Origin of the sequence: Rheinheimera fenheensis, from assembly GCF_039871805.1 — a bacterium.
In the GTDB taxonomy this organism is placed as follows: Bacteria; Pseudomonadota; Gammaproteobacteria; order Enterobacterales; family Alteromonadaceae; genus Alishewanella; species Alishewanella fenheensis.
Genome location: NZ_JBDPJM010000002.1, coordinates 184,867 through 203,486 on the forward strand (window position 1 = coordinate 184,867; position 18,620 = coordinate 203,486).

Sequence of the window (18,620 nt, forward strand, 5' to 3'; positions counted from 1 at the left end):
CCTGCTACATAGCGTCGCTGCTGTTAAGCTCCATACCCAAATTGGTCAGGCCTTGTTCAGCTACCCAGTTCTGCAGCAGCTGGCGCTCGTCACGGCCAAATTGTTTCAACGGTGCCACCAGGGCTATCAACTCGGCCAGACAGTCCATTTCGTATTGCATCAGCGGATGCTCACGGACGATTTTTTTCAGCTCAGCTTCGGTGGTGATGTCATCATCAATACTGTCATGCTCAATCAGCCGCGCCACCGTGGCCTGAGAAATTTTTGCCACATTAATAAACTCACTGGCGTCTTGCTGACTAATACCACTTAACATCATATCCAGCGCAGTGGCACAATCCACAGCCGGGTAAACACCAAAAATATCAAAATCAGTCAGCTCAGGTGTGATCAGCTCAAGCTCCTCAGCTAACTTGCCGAAGTTTATCTTGGCTTTTTTCACCGTTAACCACTCCCACACCAGATTTAAAATATGTCGCGGCAGTTCGGCATCTCCGGTTTTGGTCACTTCAGCGAATAACTGGTAGTTTGGCAACATGCGTTCAAGTAAGGTGGCAGCGATGGCCGCTTGCTGATAAAATCCCAGCTCGCGCATCGCCTGAAAATTATTGGCTTTTACTTTCATCTTGGTCTCGGCCGCACGACCAGCACAGGTCAAAACTGTCATAGTTCAGCTCACCACAGAGGCAACGCCACTGTGCCGGTTCATGCTGTAATTGTTGAAGATATCGCGTGATTATACGCTCTGCGGTTGCAAATTGCTGCTCTGGTACCCACAGTTGCACACCGATGTCAGTCAGCGGCAACTCACCGGCAGCACCTGCCAAGAATTCGCCTTGTAGCTGCACCAACACGGCAGCACGCTGCAGCATGCCACGCAGCAGCGCCGCTTCGACGCTGTTGGCTGCCAAATACACCCGCTGCCACTGTGTTACATCAGCCGGGTGTAACAACTGCACTTAGCTGGTTACCTTCAGCTGCTTTTGTGCATATTCAAACTTCAGCTTATATTCCATCATGCGCTCTTCAAGCGTCTGTAATGCCTGCTGATGCGCTTCCTGCTGCTGTTGCAGCTCCAAACGCAGGGTGCGAATAAGCTCACGGCTGGCATCCGCTTCCTGTTGCTGCTTTTGTTCAGCGGCAAACTGGCGGTTTTGCGCATGTTCAAGCTGGGCTTCCATTTTCTGTGCTTTGCTTTGGCTATGCTGATACTGTTCGGTCAGGTTAACGTAGTCTGCTTGTAGCTTAGTTAACTCTGAGCCCAAACCACCGGTTTCATCCTGCATAGCCTGCAATTGCTGTTGTGTTTCGGCCAGTTGTTGTTTCGCTTGTTCTAATTGCTGTTGCAGTGCCTGCTGGTCTTGTTGCTGCTGCTCAGCTTGCGCCTGTAAATCTTGCTGTAACTGCTGAATTTTTTGCTGCTGCAATTCCTGCGTTTTCTTGCGGTCCTGCACTTCCTGCTGTAAACGGCCGATGGTTTGTAATTTGTCCTGATTGGCTGCTTCAAGCTCAACAAACTGCTGCTTTTCACTGGCAAAACTGGCAGCCTGCTCGCTTAGCTGTTGCTCTAGTTGTTCCAGCTTGGTCTGGTAATTGGCCTGCAGTTCGTTAATTTGCTGCAGCTGCTTTTGCTGCTGCTCGGTGGCCAGCTTCAGCTCGGTTTTGCTTTGCTGTACCACCAGTTTCATCTCGTGCACAGCAGCTTTAGCTTGTTCGGCATCGGCCTCGGCGCTGGCTAACTGCTGTTGCAATTGCGCCAGTTGCTGCTCAGCTTGCTGCAGCTTTTGTTGCGCAGCCGGATCAGCAGAAGCATGCTGTAACTGCTGTAATTTCTGTTGGAATTGCTCTAACTGGCTAGTTTGCGCTTCGCGCTCAGCACTTAAGCTAACGACCTTTTGCTGCGCGGCTGCCAGCTCTTCACTCAATACTTTATGCTGCTGGCGCAGCTTAGACAGTTCCTGATTATCAGCACTGGCTACCGGCACAGCCAAATCAAGCTGCTGCTTGGTTTGCTGCCAGTCTTTAAACAGTTTCTGATAAGCCTGTTCCTGCTCAATTAAGCGCTGTTGCCACTGTTTCTGGCTATCAGCCACCACGGTGCTGGCAAACTGCTGCAGCTGTTGTTGCTGGGCATTGAGTAACTGGCTGGAAAACTCCACCAGACTGGCTTCCAACTGCTGCTGCGCTGCCTCGGTTAAATCGGCAATAACTTGCTGCTCGTTTTTATTATTGTTCTTTTTCACTGCATTCATTATCAGCTCTCGCTTTACTGCGGCAGCGCCTGCAATTTGGGCTGCATACGCTACGTTCTGTTCAGATTAGTTCACCGGCTACCTTATCAGTTATTTGCGCCGGCGCACACCAGATCGCTGATTAGTGTAATATGAGTTGTCACCGATAGCTAACGCTAATGATACTTTTAGTGACGTAAGCGGCTAAATTGTTATAACAGGAACACCGATATGATGGATTTGACCACCCCCGCCCTGCTTTTTCCGGCTATCTCATTGTTATTGTTAGCTTATACTAATCGCTTTCTGGTATTGGCCCAGCTGATCCGTGAGTTAAACCAACGCGAAGGTGGCCAGGTGCGTGACCTGGCAAAACGACAAATATCCAACCTGCGTAAACGCATTGTGCTGATTAAAACCATGCAAGCCTTTGGCGTGCTGAGCTTTGTGCTGTGCACAGCAGCGATGTTTTGTCTGTTTATGCAGTGGCAAACTGCCGGTCAACTCATGTTTGTCGTCAGTCTGATTAGCTTATTAATCAGCCTGCTCTATTCTTTGTATGAGATCCAAATTTCCTGTGACGCGATAAATATAGAGTTGGAATCGATACAACATGGTTAAGGTCGACAAGCAGCGGACACCAGCATGACTAATGATGACTTTTTATTTCAGGAAGACAGTGCCCAGGGTGACACGCCTGCGCCGACCAATACTGCACCGCCCTGGCTGGTACTGATAGTAGATGACGATGACAGCATTCATCAAATTACGACATTGGTATTGAATAATTTCGAGTTTGAACAGCGCCCACTTAAACTGCTGCATGCCCACAGCGCGCGTGAAGCGCTGACACTGATACAGCAGCACGATGACATAGCGCTGGCGCTGATAGATGTGGTGATGGAAACCCAGCATGCCGGACTTGAATTGGTAAAAACGATCCGTCAACAACTTAAAAATCAGCGTATGCGGCTGATACTGCGCACTGGACAGCCCGGTGAGGCCCCGGAAGAGCATGTGATCCGCGACTATGATATCAACGACTACAAAAACAAAACTGAAGTGACCGCCATCAAACTGAAAACGTTGTTATATGCTGGCCTGCGCTCTTACCGTGATATCTGCATTATTGAGCACCATAAAGCCGGTCTGGAGAAAATTATTGGTTGTACCACCAGTTTCCTGCAATGCAGCACGCTGAAGGACTTTGCGTCGCTAATTTTAGGTCAGGTAGCCTATCTGCTCGATTTACAACGTGAGCAAATTTTCTGCTGCGCGGCCATTAATAACGCCAAACAACAGGGGTTAATGCTGGATGTCATCGCCAGCAGTAATCCGGGGCAGGAGCGCGGCTTGCCGCCTGAGGTATTTGCCAAAATTCAGCAGGTACAACAGCAAAAGCAGTCGTATCAGGGGGAAGACTGTTTTATCAGTTACTTTACTACCCATAAAGGCAGCGAAAACTTTCTGTATGTCAGTAAAGGCAGCAAGCTGGAAAGCACTGATCATCACTTACTCAGCTACTTCTCGCACAATATCGCTATTGCCTATGAAAACATCCGCTTGCGCGAGCTGATGCGTGATAGCCAGCGTGAGCTGTCCTATATTTTGGGCGAAGCGGTGGAAAAACGATCCAAAGAGACGGGTAGCCACGTAAAACGGGTAGCCAACTACAGCCATTTACTGGCCGTAAAGTGCGGCTTGTCGGAATACGAAGCTGAAGTGATAAAATTAGCATCACCACTGCATGATCTGGGTAAAATCGCCATCCCTGATCATATTCTGAATAAGCCGGGTAAACATGACGCTGCCGAATGGGCTATCATGCTGCAGCACGCTGAATTGGGTTACCAGATTTTACAACATTCCACTAACGAGATCCTGCAGATGGGTGCCATCATAGCGCACCAGCATCACGAAAAGTGGAATGGCAAAGGCTATCCGCAGGGCTTAAGCGGGCACAATATTCATATTGCCGGCCGCATCACGGCGCTGGCAGATGTATTTGACGCACTGGGCAGCGATCGGTGTTATAAAAAAGCCTGGCCATTGGAGCAAATCATCGAACTTATCCGCACTGAACGCGGTCAACAGTTTGACCCGGCATTAGTGGATATTTTGTTAAACAACCTGGAGGCATTTCTTGCAATACGCGATGCCTACCCGGATTAAGCATAGGAACAGAAGTATGCAACCTGGCATGATGAAAACGCTGAGCATCGCCGCTGTCGCACTGGCAGCACTGATATTAACGGGCTGTGCTACCGGGCCTAAAGTACGCTCTGACAGTGCTGCTAACGTGAATTTTTCCACTTACCGCACCTTTGGTTTTATGCCAGAGCCAGCCACCGACAAAGCCGGCTATGCCACTTTAGTAACGCAGCACTTTAAAGATGCCATAACCGCGGAGATGACCGCACTGGGCTATCAGTACAGCGACGCTAATGCCGATTTGCTGGTCAACTTTAACTCTAATGTAGAAAACCGTACTGATGTGCGCTCTACCCCCAGCGCCAGCATCCATTACGGTTACTACAACTATCGCCACGGCATTTATGCCGGTTTTCCACTGATTAGTAACGATATTGATACTGTGCGTTACAAATACGGCACCGTGAATATCGACGTGGTTGATGCGGCGAAAAAACAACTGATTTGGGAAGGTATTTCAGAGGGAACACTGAAAAAAGCCGATTTAGAAAACCCCAAGCAGGCTATCGCTAACGTAGTTGGCTTAATCTTCCAGCAGTACCCAACTCGTCAGACAGTGCAGCCCTAAAGCCAGACAAAGACACAGATAAAACGCCGCTTCGCCTTGTGCCAAGCGGCATTTTTTAGCTGGCGTTTGGCACCAGCTGTTTAATTTTTTGCTGTAGCGGCGCGCAATCCGCATTGGTATCTTGCTGTTGAATAGATAAGGTCAGCTCGCCCACCGTCACACCAAACTTATGCAAAGTGCTGCGGTTCAGCAGGTTTTGCTCATCCACCAGATATAACCAATCTTTTACTTTAACATCCAGCGTATCGCCGTCATAAGGCACGCGCAGGGTGTATTCCCAATACAAGGTGTTGCCGGCCAGCTGGCCTGTCGCTTCGCCTATCACGTCGCCGGCACTGCCACTGATGCTACCATCAGCATTTTGCTTCAGCTGCCAATGGCGCTGCTCTATACGGCCATCACTGAAATAAAACAGCTCATACAAATCGCCATTATTGCCCTGCCAGCTACCACATAGCTCGGCGGTAAAACGCACACTTTGCTTACCTTGCCAGTCATGCAGTACCCCCCAGGCACGGCTTTGGCCCTGAAAAAACTGATCCAGCTTTAGCTTAGGTGTTTCGTTAACATAATCCGTGACCGACTGACTGCAACCGCTTAGCAGCAATGCAGCGCCTAAAATGGCTAGTTTTTGCATGTTATCCTCCGGTATTTCGCCAATTTACGGCCACAATACTGCAGCGGCTCATAAAAATAGAAAAAAACGCTGAAAACCGCCAACTAAAATCAGGCCAGCACCGACTTATATGCAAAACCGAAAGAGAATAACCATATCGTGTTTAAACGCAGTGATGAAAGTTTAATCGCCAAAGCCCTGGAAGGTGACCAGCATGCCTGGCAACAACTGGTCAGCCGCTATCAAAGTGCGCTGTATTACTTTGGCTTACGCCTGCTGGGCTCAAAGGATGATGCCAATGATCTGTTGCAGGACGTGCTGATGGTGCTGTGCCGTAATTTAGGCCAATACCGCGGCGAAAGCAGTTTTAAAAGCTGGCTGTTCAGCATTGCCAATTACCGCGCGATGGACGCACTGCGCCGGCGCAAATACAGCGAGGATGAGCAAAGCCTGGCCGAGCTTGCTGACGACAGCCCAGCGCTGTGTCAGCAACTGAGCAGCAAGCAGCAACAGCAGCAGGTAAGGCTGCAGCTGCGCCAGCTGCCAGCCGAGCAGCGGCTGATACTGGAGCTGAAGTTTTATCAACAATTTACCTTTGATGAAATAGCCAGCCAGCTGGCTATTTCCAGCAATACCGCGAAATCACGTTTTTATACCGCGCTGGATAAACTACGTCTGCAGTTGGAGGACGACCATGTCGAACAATCAGCAAATTTTTGAGCTCTGGCTTGACGGTAAAATTAGCGCCGAGCAGTGTAAAGCACAATTACAGCATGCCCCAGAGTGGTTAGCCCGGCTTAACAGCGCTATGGCGGTCCGCCAGGATGCCAACACACCAGAGTTTGACGCGATACCGGTGTTTGACAGCAGCGCCCTGTTTGCCAGCCAGTGGCAGAGGCCCAAAGCAAAACGGAGCTGGTGGCCACAGGTCAGCCTGGCGCTCTCTTGCGCCGCTATGCTTATCAGCCTGTCGCCAGCTCAGCTGCAACTGCAGGACGGCAGCCTTAGCCTGCGCTGGAGCAACAGCCAAAGTGAGCTTAATGCCGCAGTAGAAAGCGCACTGACAACCTATCAGCAACAGCAGCAACAGTGGCTGGCGCAGCAGCTGACGTTACAGCAGCAAAACACTAACTCACAACTGGTACTGTTAAAAGATTACCTGCAAGACGAGCTAAAACGCGATCAACGTACCGATATGCTGCAACTGGTGGAACATTTGAACCAGCAGCGCCAGGCAGACTGGCAATATTGGCAGGACAATTATCAACCCATTCAGGCCAACTATCGGCCGGATCACAGTTATTACCTAACCCCAACGAATAGCGGAGTGGACAAACCATGACTTTATTACGCCCAACTATACTTGCTCTAACCAGTGCCGCCCTGCTTGGCTACAGCACTTACAGTGCCGCAGATGTGGCACCACAACTGAAAAAGAATGCCGACATTTTGCAAACCATTTTACAAACCGCTTTTAGCAATACGGAGCAGGCCCGGTTAACCTCGTTACAATCCAGCTATCTAGCCGGGCAGGGCCTGTTATTTCAGGCCAGCAATAAAATTGGCGCCAGCCATATTTTTCAGTTTAACGATGCCCGAGTGCCGGTAGCTCCCCCTGCGCCGCTGCCCGGTGGGCATTTTGAGTTTGAGATAGATAGCGAGCAACTAACCCTCATTACCGAGCAGGCTGAGGAGATGGCGGAGCAGGCGCAGCAGCAATTCCGCCAGCATCACCGCCTGTTTGAGCAGCAGCGGACAATCGAGCGTGAGCTGCGCGACGTCGAGCGCGAAAAACGCGATCTGGAATTTAGTCAAACCCTGACCAAGCTGGACAAAGAGCAACAGCAGGAGCTAACGCAGTTACAGGAGAAAACGAAACAACTGCAGCAAAAATTAGCCGAAGCGGCCAAGCAAGCCGAGCAAAGCCGTGAACAATTGGCGCAGCAAAGAGCCAAGCGACAAGCGGAGCAGGAGCAGCAAACTGCTGCACTGGTGAAGACGGTAGGCGAGCAATTTAGTCAGGTGTTGTGTGACTATGGTGCCAGCCTGCGTCTGTTGCCGGACGACGAACACGTTACCCTGCAGCTTAATAGCCGCAGTGACGCCGGCCGTTATTACTGGGTAATGAAAAAAGCCGATATTAACCAGTGCATGGCGGGCAAAATAAAAGCAGCGGATTTACTCGCCAAAGCCAAGCGCTATCAGTTTTAACTTGGGCCGGCGCAAGCCGGCTTATTTACTTTGGCCTAAACAGCTGAAACCGTGTTGCTGCATCCACTACAAAATAATCGCCGGCGCCGCCACCGCGTAATACCGGTTGCGCGGCTGCAGTATCGTATATGCCATTTACTAATAGATGGCGTTCAATATGCACCCCTACCACTTCACCGAATACCATCCAGGTACTGATTTTACTGCCATCAGCGCCGGTTAACTGCAATATCTGGCTTAACTTGCACTCAAAGGTAACCGGGCTTTGCGCCACATGCGGCACTTTCACCAGGGTTGATGCTTTGGCCGTTAAACCCGCCAGCTCAAACTCGTTAATGTCTGGCGCCACTGCAGCGCTGGTTTGGTTCATGGCCTCGGCCAGGGGTTTAGTCACCAGATTCCAGCAAAACTCCCCCGTTTGCTCGATATTGCGGATGGTGTCTTTATAACTGGTGCTGGCAAAACCTATTATTGGCGGCGTGTAATTAAAGGCATTGAAAAAGCTATAAGGTGCCAAATTCAGCCTGCCATCAGCATCTTGTGATGAAATCCAACCAATAGGGCGTGGTGCCACCAGTGCATTAAAGGGGTCATGCGGCAAACCATGCCCATTAGCCGGTTGATAAAAATAACGATCGTCAGACACAGTATTAACTCAGTAATAAATAGCAGGTCGCCAGCGTAGCAAAATTTCTTTTTAAGCACAGTCTGATCGGCGACAATAGCGCCGGTTTTTCTTGTTGAGCCTGTACCATGTCTGATGTTGTATCCCAACACAATGCATTAAATATTGATGCCATTATCGACGCCTTTTATCAGCATGGCTGGGTGTGGCAGCCAAATTTTATCAGCGAACAGCTTAACAGTGCCCTGTTGCATGAAGCACAGTATCAGGCACAGCTAAAACCGGCCGGCATTGGCCGCCAAAGCGATCATCAGCTGAACCAGCAGGTACGGCGTGATGCCACCCAGTGGTTTGATGGTACAAGCGCGGCCCAGCAGCAATATCTGGCGCTAATGACGCAATTACAGCAAGCATTTAACCGACGCTGCTTTTTAGGCTTATTTGACTTTGAATGTCACTTTGCCCGTTATCAGCAGGGTGATTACTATCAAAAGCATCTGGATGCCTTTAGCGGCCGCTCTAACCGGGTGCTAACCACGGTTAGCTACCTTAATAACGTTAGCCGGGGCGGAGAACTGGCACTGTATAACGAGCAGGACCAACTGATTGATAAGTTTCTGCCGTCAGCGGGTAGCCTGATCTTGTTTGAAAGCGAGCGCTTTCCGCACGAGGTGCTGCCGGCAGTTGACACTCGCTTTAGTATCGCCGGCTGGTTTCGCAAAAATACCAGCCTGAACGGCGTACTGGATCCGGCCAGCTAAAACGCCTATGATAAGCGCCATGCGTATCTGGTTTAGTTATGTTTTGTTGTTTTGCCTGGCACTATCCGGCCTGCCCGGATCGGTGCAAATGGCGCATGCCTATACTTTGGCCGATGCGATACAGCAGCAACAGAGCAGCGCCAATGTGGGGGCGGCCACTGAGGCAGACACTGCCATGCCTTGCCATAGTCTAACAAGCAGCCCCAACAGCACTGCGAACGTGATCGTCACCGACGCCACGCATGACTGTTGCGACACACCACAACACCAGTGCAAAGGTGACTGCTGCGCCCAACACTGTGCTACCAGCGGCGCCTTGCTGGCTGCTGAATTGTTCCGATATATCCGCCCGCAGACAATGGCGAACAACAGCCCGGCAGCGCTGCCGAAATGGTTATTTGCCGCTGAGCCACCACCACCGATAAACGCCTAATCCGACTCGTTTTACGCGCGTGTATTATCACGTCATTACGTATTGGTTTTAGGAATTAGCCCATGTATAAAAGTTATGTTTTTGCCGCCCTGCTGGTGCACAGCGCAGTTCCCTTTGCTTTGGCCGCGCAGGATCCCATTGACCACAGCAATCATGCCCACACGCTTGATGATGCAAAACAAAGTGTGTTGCAACAGGTGTTGCCAGCAACAAACAGTTATGTTTGTCCGATGCATCCTCATATTGTGCAGGATACACCAGGAAACTGTCCGATATGCGGTATGGACTTAGTCGCGCAAAAGCAGCAGCGCAGCGCCACAGTAGACGTTAACGGCGCCATGCAGCAAGCCCTGGCTATCCGCACTGAAGCTGTGGCGCCCCGCACCTTATGGCGTTTTATTCAAACCTTTGCTCAGGTGCAGTACCCGGAAGATGCTATTCACCACAGCCATATCCGTGCTGAAGGCTGGATAGAGCAGCTGCATGTGCGCACTCTGGGCCAGCGGGTAAAAGCTGGCGATAAGCTGTTTAGCTATTATGCGCCCGATCTGCTAGTGGCGCAGGATGACTACTTACAGGCGCTGTCAGTGAGCAAGCAAAACGGTGAGCGCAGCGCCAGCCTGCTAAAACGCGCCGAAACCCGGTTACGGCTGCTGGGCCTGACCGATAACGATATTAAAAACCTGCAACAAAGCCGGCAAAGCCAGTATGAAATTACCGTTTACGCGCACCAGGATGGCGTAATTACCATGCTTAACGTGCGTGATGGCATGTATATCAGCCCCGGCGACACGCTGATAGAAATAACCAGTCTGGACAGAGTCTGGTTGCTGGCCGATGTGCCAGAGGTGCAGCAAAGCTGGCTGTTTAACGGCATGAGTGCCGAAGTGGATATCCCTTCGCAGCAAGTAAAAGCATTGGAAACCAGCGTCGACTATATATATCCGGCGCTGGATGCACTAAGCCGCAGCAGCAAGGTCCGCCTGACGCTGGATAACCGCCAGCAGCTGCTACAGCCCAATATGCTGCTGCCCGTGCGACTATATGGCGGAGCACTGCGTGATGTGCTGGCGATACCGCGTGATGCAGTGCTACTGGGCGGCAACAGCAGCCGGGTGGTGGTAAAAGACGGCGACAACTTTAGTGTGCGGCAAATCACCACCGGCATCAGTGCGCAAGGCTATGTGCAGGTGTTATCCGGTTTGCACGACGGCGAACAGGTGGTGGTGTCCGGCCAGTTTTTACTGGATGCAGAAGCCAGCCTCAGTCAGCTGCCAGTTAGCAGCAGCCATCAGCATTAGGAGCCTGAAATATGATTAAGGCGATTATCCGCTGGTCAGTACAAAACCCTTTGCTGGTGCTGCTTAGTACACTGGCGTTGGCGCTGTTTGGTTATCAGGCCAGCCAGCAACTTAAATTGGACGCCCTGCCGGATTTATCCGATGTGCAGGTTATTATTAAAACCAGTTATCCAGGCCAAACTCCCGAGACCATAGAGCAGCAGGTGAGCTACCCGCTGTCTACGGCGCTGTTAGCCGTACCTAAGGCTAAAGCGGTACGTAGCTTCTCTATGCCAAACGATAGTTACCTGTACGTCATTTTTGAAGACGGCACCGATCCCTATTGGGCTCGCTCACGGGTGTTGGAATACTTGCAAACCGTGACCTTACCAGAAGGCGCCCGTGCCACACTGGGACCTGACGCCAGTGGGGTCGGCTGGATTTTTCAGTACGCGCTCAGTGCGCCAGACAGTGATATGTCGCTGGAGCAGCTCACCAGCCTGCAACAGTTTTATTTAACGCCTGAGCTACAAAGTGTGGCCGGTGTATCAGAAGTGGCCACCATTGGCGGCATGGCACTGACCTATCAGTTACAGTTAGAGCCGCGGCTGATGCGCGCCTACAATGTTACGCTGGCACAGGTTATCAGTGCAATTAACAGCCACAATCAGCAGCAAGGCGGCAGCGTGATTGAGGTAGCTGAGACCGAACTGTTGGTGCAAGCGGGTGATTATATTCAGTCATTAGCCGACTTAGCCGCAGTACCGCTTGGGGTGCGCAACAGTGCAGATTACCCGCTCACCCTGGCTGATATCGGTACCGTGCAGGAAGTGCCGGCCGCGCGCCGTGGTATTGCCGAGCTAAACGGCGAAGGTGAAGTGGTCGGCGGTATTATTGTAATGCGTCACGGCGAAAATGCGCTGCAAACCATAGTGGCGGTGAAAGCAAAACTGCAGCAGCTGCAAAATGGTCTGCCCGAAGGCGTTAATATTGTCACCGTATACGACCGTTCACAGCTGATTGAAAATACGGTAAATAACCTCAGCCAAAAGCTGCTGGAAGAAATGGCAGTCGTGGCGTTGGTGTGTTTTGTATTTTTACTGCATGCCCGCTCGGCACTGGTGGCGGTAATCAGCCTGCCACTGGCACTGCTGGCCAGTATTTTGCTGATGCAACTGCTGGGCATTAACGCCAACGTGATGAGCCTGGGCGGTATTGCCATTGCCATCGGCGCACTGGTGGATGCCGCTATTGTCATGGTAGAGCATGGCCATAAAAAGCTGGAGCACGCCCGCGCTAATGGCCGTACCCTCAGTAAAGCCGAATTTCGCCAGACGATAATCGATGCTTGTCTTGATGTTGGCCCGGCGCTGTTCTTCTCACTGCTGGTGATTACCGTCAGCTTTTTACCGGTGTTTATGCTCGAAGCGCAGGAAGGCCGCTTATTCGCCCCGCTGGCCTACACCAAAACCTTTGCTATGGCGGCGGCAGCGCTGTTGGCTATTACGCTAATTCCGGTGCTGATGCTGTATTTTCTGCGCGGTAAAATTCCGTCTGAGCACAGTAACCCGCTGAGCCGGCTGTTAATAGCGCTGTATACGCCGGTACTTAAACTCTGCCTGCGCTTTCCTAAAAGCCTGGTGCTGCTGAGCATATTGGCGCTCAGCTCTAGCTTGCTGCCGTGGCAGCGGCTATCCAGTGAATTTATGCCAGCCTTTGCTGAAGGCGATTTGCTGTATATGCCCACTACCCTGCCCGGCTTAAGCCCGGCCACAGCGGCCAAACTACTGCAACAAACTGACCGGCTGATTAAAACCGTGCCCGAGGTAGAGACCGTGCTGGGGAAAAGCGGCCGTGCCAATACTGCCACCGATCCAGCGCCGCTGACGATGCTGGAAACCAGCATTAAACTCAAGCCTCAAAACCAGTGGCGTGAAGGCGTAACGCTTAACGATATTATCGCTGAACTGGATGCTGTGGTGCAGGTACCCGGCCTGACCAACGCCTGGCTGCCGCCGATAAAAACCCGTATTGATATGCTCTCCACCGGCATTCGTACCCCTGTGGGGGTTAGAGTAAGCGGGCCCGACCTTAGCACTATCTCAGACGTGGCACAGCAACTGGAGGCCGAGATTAAAAAGCTACCCGGCAGTCGCTCTGTGTTTGCCGAGCGAGCCGAAGATGGGCTTTACCTGCAAATTACGCCCAATTTGCAGCAACTGGGGCGCTATGGCATCACCTTAAGCGAGCTACAGCAATACGTACAATTTGCCATTGGCGGCGCCCCGGTTGCCCAAAGCATTCAGGGCCGCGAGCGTTATGCTATCAGCCTGCGCTTCCCGCGTGATTACCGCAGCCACCCGGATGATATTGCCACCTTGCCGCTGCAAAGCCGCGATGGCGCTTATGTATTACTAGAGCAGGTCGCCAAGGTCGAGGTAACAAAAGGTCCGGTGATGATCCGGGCTGAAAACGCCCGCCTGACCAGCTGGGTATTTATCGATTTACCCGCAGACACTCAGCTTGGCAACTACTTAGCGGAATTGGAGCAACTGCTGAGCGAGCAGCGTTATCCGGCACAAGTCAGTGTAAGTATTGGCGGACAGTATGAATACCTGGAGCGGGTGCAGGCCCGTTTACAGCAACTGGTACCGTTCACCTTGCTTATCATCGTCATCTTGTTGTATCTAACCTTCCGTAGCTTCAGCGATGTCAGCTTAGTGCTTATCTCACTGCCTTTTGCCATGAGCGGCAGCCTGTGGCTGTTATATCTGTTGGACTATCAGTTGTCGGTCGCCGTGGCGGTGGGGTTAATTGCGCTCAGTGGCGTAGCGGCAGAGTTTGCGGTGGTGATGTTGCTGTATTTAAAACGGGCGGTAGAAGAGTTAAGACCAGCAAACGAGCAACAACTTTGGCAAGCCATAATGCAAGGCGCGGTGCAGCGGGTGCGGCCCAAAGCCATGACGGTGCTAACTATTATTGTCAGTTTGTTACCGATTATGCTCGGTAGCGGTGCCGGTAATGAAGTGATGCAGCGCATTGCCGCACCGATGCTTGGCGGCATGATAGCTGCACCGCTGGTGTCGATGTTGCTAATGCCGGTGCTGTACTTTTTGCTGCTGCGACGCTCATTGCAACAAAAGTGATAGCAAGACCTGGCACGAGAGTGTTGCCGATAGCGCAGCCACAGACCCTTTTCGCGCCAGCGAAGGCGGATAACAAATTCGCCCGGAGCGAATTTGGTCAGCGCAGCTGGTCCGCCTGGTGGAGGGCAGGAAGCCCGCAACCCCGCTGTGGCGAGCATAGCTGTAACACTCTCGTGCTACCACGCAGGTAAATCAGTTCTTACCGGCGCCCAGAGCCACTTTTTGCCCCAGGGTAATACCATGCCGGGCAAACCAGCCGCGCGGCAGTTCCAGCGCGGCAATCACCGGCTGCTTTGCCGGCACCGGCGTTTCATCAAACGGCTCAAGTGTTATCAATTCCGTAATCGTCCAGTCCGGGCCTATATAGGCGACATCGAGTGGCATAGCGGTATTGGCCATCCACAGTGATACCGCTGTTGGCTGGCTATACAGCAGCAACATGCCGGGGTCGGCACTTTGTTGAAACATCAGCCCCTGCGAGCGCTTTTCAGGTGTATCGGCTAATTGTACCTGTATTGTCATATTACCTACCTGTAATGGCACCAGGTCGAATACTTCAAGCTCGTCCTCCTGAGCGGCACAGGCCAGCAGCGGCAAACATAACAGCACTAACAGCAGCAAACGTTTCATCAGGCGCTATCCTTGTAAAACATAACTTAAGGCAATGCCGGCAAACACCAGCATACCCACATAGTGGTTGTGTAAAAAGGCACTAAAGCAGCCAGCGCGACTACGTTGAGCCAGCCGGTACTGATAGACAAAACAGCCCACTACAGCCAGCAAACCCAGATAATACACCCAGTGTAAATCTGTCATATAGCCTACGGTTGCGAGTAAGCCAAGGCTGCCCAATTGCAGCAGCACAATCATGGGCAGCGCATAATCGCCAAATAAAATCGCGGTAGATTTAATGCCCACTTTGACATCGTCCGGCCGGTCGACCAGTGCATAGTAAGTATCGTAAGCCACGGTCCAGAGCAAATTCGCCAGATACAGCAGCCACACCAGCAGCGGCAACTTAAGCTGTATTGCCATAAATGCCATCGGCATGCCCCAGCTAAAGGCCGCGCCCAGCACCACTTGGGGCAAATGGGTATAGCGCTTCATAAAGGGATACACGGCTGCCAACAGCAAGGCGACCACAGACAGCAGCACCGTTTGCCAGTTTAACCAAAGCAACAAACTGGCGCTCAGTAGCACCAACAGGCCAAATAACTGCAGCGCCTCACCGGCGCTAACCGTGCCACTGGCTAAGGGCCGTGCCTTAGTGCGCTCTACCGCACCATCCCAGTGCCTGTCGGCGTAGTCATTAATAACGCAACCAGCAGCGCGCATCAGCACTACACCAAGGGTAAAGACGATTAACATCGATAGCGGCGGCACGCCTTCTGCAGCCAGCCACAGCGCCCACCAGGTTGGCCATAGCAACAAATAAGTACCGATCGGTTTTTCCAGCCGCATCAGCTGTAAATAGTAACGCCAGTTGCTGGCCTTAAGTGCCAGCCTCATGCCGTTATTACCTTTAACTGCGTGATGGCTGGCAAAAACACCTCGGCTACCAGCAGCGGCAAACCATGCAGCTGAAATACCGAGCGACGGGCAAAGCAGCGGCTGTCCTGCGTAACGCTGGTTAGCATGCCTTGCAGCGTAAGCTCGGTTGCTTCAATAGTGCCGCGGCGTAAACCGGGTTGCTGAAAAATATAATCGCCCAATGGCCGCTCGCCCATATCCGCCAACGGCTGCAGCCGGTTAATGGTTTGCTGCGGCAGCCAGCTTTGCGCGTAAACACAGGGCTTATCATCGCACCACAGCATCACTTCGCGTAACTGTGCAGTTGCGGTACCCGGCAATAGCGGCTGTAAAAAGGGCGGTAACGCACTTTGCCGCTCATGTAATAGCTGCAGGCGAAACTGCTGGCAGTGCCGTTTTAAACGGGCAGTCAGTGAAGCAGATTCCAAAATCCAGGGTGCCAGCTCAGCCGGCAAGGTCAGGCTGCGCGCATCCTGCCAAGGCTGATCCAGCGAAATTAACGCTGTGGTCACGGGGGTGTGTTCTGTCGTGAAAAAAACGTGCTGCATCATAACAACTTCAGTGGCGCTTTTCAGCCGTTATTGGCCGACAAAAGCGCTTACTGCCACCGGCCTTAACTGGTAAAATGGCAACCTTCACGCTAAGGTTAGCATCAGTGCTGGCCAATTTTCTTAACTAAAAGTGATACTTATGCTGAAAATTCTTCCACTTTGCCTGTTGCTACTCGCCGCGCTGCCAACGCAGGCACAAGAACAACCGAAAGAAGTGGTGTACTACGGTTTTGACCCGGATATCGTTACCAACTATATCTCTGGCAACCGGCGCAGTTTGGGCTATATCCGTATTACGGTTGAGCTGATGCTGGAAGACAAGTCTTTTTTACCGGCCATTGAGCACCATGAGCCGCTGATCCTCGATATTATCTACGGCACCATCAGCAAACAGCCGGAAGACAAAATTAAATCGTTAACAGGCCGTGAGGAAATTCGCCTGGCGCTACTGGATCAGCTGCAGCAGGCGATGAAACGTGAAGCCGGCGACACCATTATCCGTGATATTTTATTTACTAAATACCTGTACCAATAACGCCAGATCATCGTCCGGGCCTGCGCCGCAACAGCCAGGCCCACACTAACCCCGTCAGTAAACCGCCTAAGTGCGCCCAGTTCGCCATACTAACCCACAGCACATCCATAAACCCCAGCAACAGCCACAACAGCATAAAACCGGCCAGACCATTGCTGATATTAAGCTGTTGTCTGGGGTTAAGCTGTCCGGCCAGCCAGCAATAGCCCAGTAAGGCGTATACCACTCCCGACATACCGCCAAAATTAGGCCCAACCATAAAATACTGTGCCGCATTAGACACCAGCGCAGCAGATAAGGTGATATTGATAAGCACAGCCGCGCCCAGCCGCTGCTCTAACTGACGGCCAAGATAAAACCACCAGGCCAGGTTAAATACGATATGCGTCAGGCTAAAATGCAGCAGCATCGGCGTAAACCAGCGCCATAGCTGTGCGGGCTCTGTTAATTGCAACGCGCCGCTGCTGGCTCGCCAGTCCAGCTGCTGCCAGAGATAGACCAGCAAACACAGCGCAAACATCAGTAAGGTCAGCGGTGCCTGCTGCCATAACTTGCCGAAATCCGGTGCTGTTAGCGCAGGTCCGGACACGCTGGCCGGCTGGCTTAATTGCCAGGCCGCCGCCTGATAACGCGGGTGCGACGGCTGCTGTATAAAGCGGTGAAACTCAGCTTCGATCTCTGGCAGTTGGGCACTGTCAGCATACAGCTCGGCAAAATCGGCTTGCTGCACCACAGCGCTGACATTTAAACCCTGAGCCCGGCAGTAATCAGCAAACAGCTGTGCTGCATTGGCAGAGTTTAGCTCGGCGAATTTGTTCACCTTGTTTACTCAGCTTCGCCGGTAACAAACGGCAGTTGCCCACGCCAGCTTTCAAAGCCACCGTCCATGCTGTACACCTGCTCAAAACCCTGCTGGGCTAAATACTGCGCCGCGCCCTGGCTGGAATTGCCGTGATAGCACACGACGACCACCGGCTGGTCGAACTCATGTTGCTGCATAAAACTGTGCAAACTGCCATTGGTTAAATGAAAGGCGCCGGCAATGTGACCGGCAGCAAAACTTTGCTCATCGCGTATATCGGCAATGACCACCTTGCCAGCCTGTTGTAACTCTGCGGTCTGCGCTACCGAAATATGTTTAAAATCGCTCATAACTACCTCTACACCAAGTTTGGGCTATGATAACGCAGCCGCCGGCAATTAGCAGCAAGCAGTAACACTCAACCAGCCGGCCTACTTTAGTGTTAGTTGAGCGCGATAACACTGGACAGCAATTAAACTATTGTTAACAATAACCGGCAACTGAACTTCCTGCATGGAGCTGTTATGACTGGCCTGATTTTACTGGCAATTCTGGTTGCCATCCTGTTTTGGGTTATCAGCATTTTTAACCAGCTGGTAAAACTTAAAAACCGCTTTCAAAATGCCTTCGCCCAAATTGAGGTGCAGTTAAAGCGCCGCTACGATTTAATTCCTAATCTGGTCGAAACCGCTAAAGCCTATATGGCGCACGAACGCGACACCTTAGAGGCCGTGATAAGTGCCCGTAATGCCGCGATGGCTGGCTTAAAAGTGGCGGCGAATAATCCGGGCGATGCCGGCGCTATCAGCCAGCTTGCCGGTGCAGAAGGCGCGCTGCAAAGCGCGATGAGCCGGCTGAACGTGGTCATGGAAGCTTACCCAGATTTAAAAGCCAACCAGAACATGATGCAATTGTCAGAAGAGCTGACCAGCACTGAGAATCGGGTTGCTTTTGCCCGTCAGGCTTTTAATGATGCCGTCACCGACTATAACAGCTACAAACAAAGCTTTCCGCCAGTGCTGTTTGCCAGCAGTTTCGGTCATGCCAGCGATGCCAAACTGCTGGAATTTGCCGACACCGTCGCCATTCAGGCCGCACCGAAAGTTAGCTTTTAACTACT

The 18,620-nt window shown here is 51.9% G+C and carries 22 protein-coding genes; 12 read left to right on the forward strand and 10 right to left on the reverse strand.

Annotated features, from left to right (window positions below; genetic code table 11):
* Nucleotides 1-4: 4 nt before the first annotated feature.
* Genes ABGI61_RS03860 through ABGI61_RS03870 form a run of 3 tightly spaced genes read right to left on the reverse strand, consistent with a single transcriptional unit; the run spans nt 5 to nt 2,252 of the window.
* A complete protein-coding gene (locus ABGI61_RS03860) occupies nt 5-667 on the reverse strand; it encodes a YjaG family protein (RefSeq protein WP_347597150.1) in 663 nt (220 codons plus the stop codon).
* On the reverse strand, nt 606-959 hold the full coding sequence (locus tag ABGI61_RS03865; RefSeq protein WP_347597153.1) for a putative signal transducing protein: 354 nt from the start codon (nt 957-959) through the stop codon (nt 606-608). The genes ABGI61_RS03860 and ABGI61_RS03865 overlap by 62 nt, the downstream gene beginning before the upstream one ends.
* Nucleotides 960-2,252, reverse strand: a complete 1,293-nt coding sequence (locus ABGI61_RS03870) for a coiled-coil domain-containing protein (RefSeq protein ID WP_347597156.1) — start codon at nt 2,250-2,252, stop codon at nt 960-962. It lies immediately after the preceding gene.
* 210 nt (nt 2,253-2,462) lie between these two features.
* Between ABGI61_RS03870 and ABGI61_RS03875 the strand changes: the two genes are divergently transcribed.
* From ABGI61_RS03875 to ABGI61_RS03885, 3 genes are read left to right on the forward strand one after another with little or no spacing between them, the layout of a single operon-like run.
* A complete protein-coding gene (locus ABGI61_RS03875; RefSeq protein WP_347597159.1) occupies nt 2,463-2,852 on the forward strand; it encodes a DUF2721 domain-containing protein in 390 nt (129 codons plus the stop codon).
* Between the two features lie 24 nt (nt 2,853-2,876).
* Nucleotides 2,877-4,403, forward strand: coding sequence for a DUF3369 domain-containing protein (locus ABGI61_RS03880; RefSeq protein WP_347597162.1), 1,527 nt, complete (start codon nt 2,877-2,879; stop codon nt 4,401-4,403).
* A gap of 16 nt (nt 4,404-4,419) precedes the next feature.
* A complete protein-coding gene (locus tag ABGI61_RS03885; protein ID WP_347597165.1) occupies nt 4,420-5,010 on the forward strand; it encodes a DUF4136 domain-containing protein in 591 nt (196 codons plus the stop codon).
* A gap of 55 nt (nt 5,011-5,065) precedes the next feature.
* Here the strand turns inward: ABGI61_RS03885 and ABGI61_RS03890 are convergent, their stop codons facing one another.
* Nucleotides 5,066-5,647 carry a DUF3833 domain-containing protein gene (locus ABGI61_RS03890; protein WP_347597168.1) on the reverse strand — a complete coding sequence of 194 codons (582 nt, stop codon included), beginning with the start codon at nt 5,645-5,647 and terminating at the stop codon, nt 5,066-5,068.
* 138 nt (nt 5,648-5,785) lie between these two features.
* On the opposite strand from ABGI61_RS03890, the gene ABGI61_RS03895 reads away from it, so the two are divergent.
* From ABGI61_RS03895 to ABGI61_RS03905, 3 genes are read left to right on the forward strand one after another with little or no spacing between them, the layout of a single operon-like run.
* Nucleotides 5,786-6,346: an RNA polymerase sigma factor gene (locus ABGI61_RS03895; RefSeq protein ID WP_347597171.1), complete on the forward strand. Its 561-nt coding sequence runs from the start codon at nt 5,786-5,788 to the stop codon at nt 6,344-6,346.
* Nucleotides 6,321-6,968 carry a hypothetical protein gene (locus tag ABGI61_RS03900; RefSeq protein ID WP_347597174.1) on the forward strand — a complete coding sequence of 216 codons (648 nt, stop codon included), beginning with the start codon at nt 6,321-6,323 and terminating at the stop codon, nt 6,966-6,968. The genes ABGI61_RS03895 and ABGI61_RS03900 overlap by 26 nt, the downstream gene beginning before the upstream one ends.
* Complete coding sequence (locus ABGI61_RS03905; protein WP_347597177.1) at nt 6,965-7,837, forward strand: hypothetical protein; 873 nt, start codon at nt 6,965-6,967, stop codon at nt 7,835-7,837. Before ABGI61_RS03900 ends, ABGI61_RS03905 begins: the two co-directional genes overlap by 4 nt.
* A gap of 25 nt (nt 7,838-7,862) precedes the next feature.
* Here the strand turns inward: ABGI61_RS03905 and ABGI61_RS03910 are convergent, their stop codons facing one another.
* Nucleotides 7,863-8,483, reverse strand: a complete 621-nt coding sequence (locus ABGI61_RS03910; protein WP_347597180.1) for a flavin reductase family protein — start codon at nt 8,481-8,483, stop codon at nt 7,863-7,865.
* A gap of 107 nt (nt 8,484-8,590) precedes the next feature.
* Between ABGI61_RS03910 and ABGI61_RS03915 the strand changes: the two genes are divergently transcribed.
* The 4 genes from ABGI61_RS03915 to ABGI61_RS03930 all read left to right on the forward strand — a co-directional run bounded on the left by ABGI61_RS03915 (nt 8,591) and on the right by ABGI61_RS03930 (nt 14,082).
* Nucleotides 8,591-9,223, forward strand: coding sequence for a 2OG-Fe(II) oxygenase (locus ABGI61_RS03915; protein ID WP_347597183.1), 633 nt, complete (start codon nt 8,591-8,593; stop codon nt 9,221-9,223).
* Nucleotides 9,224-9,242: 19 nt separating this feature from the next.
* Nucleotides 9,243-9,656 carry a hypothetical protein gene (locus ABGI61_RS03920; RefSeq protein WP_347597186.1) on the forward strand — a complete coding sequence of 138 codons (414 nt, stop codon included), beginning with the start codon at nt 9,243-9,245 and terminating at the stop codon, nt 9,654-9,656.
* A gap of 62 nt (nt 9,657-9,718) precedes the next feature.
* Nucleotides 9,719-10,957, forward strand: a complete 1,239-nt coding sequence (locus ABGI61_RS03925; protein ID WP_347597189.1) for an efflux RND transporter periplasmic adaptor subunit — start codon at nt 9,719-9,721, stop codon at nt 10,955-10,957.
* An 11-nt stretch (nt 10,958-10,968) separates the two neighbouring features.
* Nucleotides 10,969-14,082, forward strand: a complete 3,114-nt coding sequence (locus ABGI61_RS03930) for an efflux RND transporter permease subunit (protein ID WP_347597192.1) — start codon at nt 10,969-10,971, stop codon at nt 14,080-14,082.
* A 192-nt stretch (nt 14,083-14,274) separates the two neighbouring features.
* Here the strand turns inward: ABGI61_RS03930 and ABGI61_RS03935 are convergent, their stop codons facing one another.
* Genes ABGI61_RS03935 through ABGI61_RS03945 form a run of 3 tightly spaced genes read right to left on the reverse strand, consistent with a single transcriptional unit; the run spans nt 14,275 to nt 16,163 of the window.
* Entirely contained in the window at nt 14,275-14,712 is a 438-nt protein-coding gene (locus ABGI61_RS03935; RefSeq protein WP_347597195.1) for a DUF192 domain-containing protein, read from the reverse strand.
* Between the two features lie 6 nt (nt 14,713-14,718).
* Nucleotides 14,719-15,591, reverse strand: coding sequence for a 4-hydroxybenzoate octaprenyltransferase (ubiA, locus tag ABGI61_RS03940; protein WP_347597198.1), 873 nt, complete (start codon nt 15,589-15,591; stop codon nt 14,719-14,721).
* Nucleotides 15,588-16,163 (reverse strand): chorismate--pyruvate lyase family protein, encoded by a 576-nt coding sequence (locus ABGI61_RS03945; protein WP_347597201.1) that lies wholly within the window; start codon nt 16,161-16,163, stop codon nt 15,588-15,590. Before ABGI61_RS03945 ends, ubiA begins: the two co-directional genes overlap by 4 nt.
* Before the next feature lie 139 nt (nt 16,164-16,302).
* On the opposite strand from ABGI61_RS03945, the gene ABGI61_RS03950 reads away from it, so the two are divergent.
* The gene (locus ABGI61_RS03950; RefSeq protein WP_347597204.1) at nt 16,303-16,698 is read left to right on the forward strand and encodes a flagellar basal body-associated FliL family protein; all 396 of its coding nucleotides are present in this window, start codon (nt 16,303-16,305) and stop codon (nt 16,696-16,698) included.
* Nucleotides 16,699-16,705: 7 nt separating this feature from the next.
* Here the strand turns inward: ABGI61_RS03950 and glpG are convergent, their stop codons facing one another.
* Nucleotides 16,706-17,518: a rhomboid family intramembrane serine protease GlpG gene (gene glpG / locus ABGI61_RS03955; RefSeq protein WP_347597207.1), complete on the reverse strand. Its 813-nt coding sequence runs from the start codon at nt 17,516-17,518 to the stop codon at nt 16,706-16,708.
* Between the two features lie 5 nt (nt 17,519-17,523).
* A complete protein-coding gene (glpE, locus tag ABGI61_RS03960; RefSeq protein ID WP_347597210.1) occupies nt 17,524-17,850 on the reverse strand; it encodes a thiosulfate sulfurtransferase GlpE in 327 nt (108 codons plus the stop codon).
* A gap of 174 nt (nt 17,851-18,024) precedes the next feature.
* Here glpE and ABGI61_RS03965 point away from each other — a divergent pair, with 174 nt between their 5' ends.
* Nucleotides 18,025-18,615 carry a LemA family protein gene (locus ABGI61_RS03965; protein ID WP_347597213.1) on the forward strand — a complete coding sequence of 197 codons (591 nt, stop codon included), beginning with the start codon at nt 18,025-18,027 and terminating at the stop codon, nt 18,613-18,615.
* The last annotated feature ends 5 nt before the right edge of the window (nt 18,616-18,620 follow it).

Coding starts and splice junctions, on each gene's coding strand:
- ABGI61_RS03860 (WP_347597150.1), bottom strand. CDS start 667: ATGACAGTTTTGACCTGTGCTGGTCGTGCGGCCGAGACCAAGATGAAA.
- ABGI61_RS03870 (WP_347597156.1), bottom strand. CDS start 2,252: ATGAATGCAGTGAAAAAGAACAATAATAAAAACGAGCAGCAAGTTATT.
- ABGI61_RS03875 (WP_347597159.1), top strand. CDS start 2,463: ATGATGGATTTGACCACCCCCGCCCTGCTTTTTCCGGCTATCTCATTG.
- ABGI61_RS03880 (WP_347597162.1), top strand. CDS start 2,877: ATGACTAATGATGACTTTTTATTTCAGGAAGACAGTGCCCAGGGTGAC.
- ABGI61_RS03885 (WP_347597165.1), top strand. CDS start 4,420: ATGCAACCTGGCATGATGAAAACGCTGAGCATCGCCGCTGTCGCACTG.
- ABGI61_RS03890 (WP_347597168.1), bottom strand. CDS start 5,647: ATGCAAAAACTAGCCATTTTAGGCGCTGCATTGCTGCTAAGCGGTTGC.
- ABGI61_RS03900 (WP_347597174.1), top strand. CDS start 6,321: ATGTCGAACAATCAGCAAATTTTTGAGCTCTGGCTTGACGGTAAAATT.
- ABGI61_RS03905 (WP_347597177.1), top strand. CDS start 6,965: ATGACTTTATTACGCCCAACTATACTTGCTCTAACCAGTGCCGCCCTG.
- ABGI61_RS03915 (WP_347597183.1), top strand. CDS start 8,591: ATGTCTGATGTTGTATCCCAACACAATGCATTAAATATTGATGCCATT.
- ABGI61_RS03920 (WP_347597186.1), top strand. CDS start 9,243: ATGCGTATCTGGTTTAGTTATGTTTTGTTGTTTTGCCTGGCACTATCC.
- ABGI61_RS03925 (WP_347597189.1), top strand. CDS start 9,719: ATGTATAAAAGTTATGTTTTTGCCGCCCTGCTGGTGCACAGCGCAGTT.
- ABGI61_RS03930 (WP_347597192.1), top strand. CDS start 10,969: ATGATTAAGGCGATTATCCGCTGGTCAGTACAAAACCCTTTGCTGGTG.
- ABGI61_RS03935 (WP_347597195.1), bottom strand. CDS start 14,712: ATGAAACGTTTGCTGCTGTTAGTGCTGTTATGTTTGCCGCTGCTGGCC.
- ubiA (WP_347597198.1), bottom strand. CDS start 15,591: ATGAGGCTGGCACTTAAGGCCAGCAACTGGCGTTACTATTTACAGCTG.
- ABGI61_RS03945 (WP_347597201.1), bottom strand. CDS start 16,163: ATGATGCAGCACGTTTTTTTCACGACAGAACACACCCCCGTGACCACA.
- ABGI61_RS03950 (WP_347597204.1), top strand. CDS start 16,303: ATGCTGAAAATTCTTCCACTTTGCCTGTTGCTACTCGCCGCGCTGCCA.
- glpE (WP_347597210.1), bottom strand. CDS start 17,850: ATGAGCGATTTTAAACATATTTCGGTAGCGCAGACCGCAGAGTTACAA.
- ABGI61_RS03965 (WP_347597213.1), top strand. CDS start 18,025: ATGACTGGCCTGATTTTACTGGCAATTCTGGTTGCCATCCTGTTTTGG.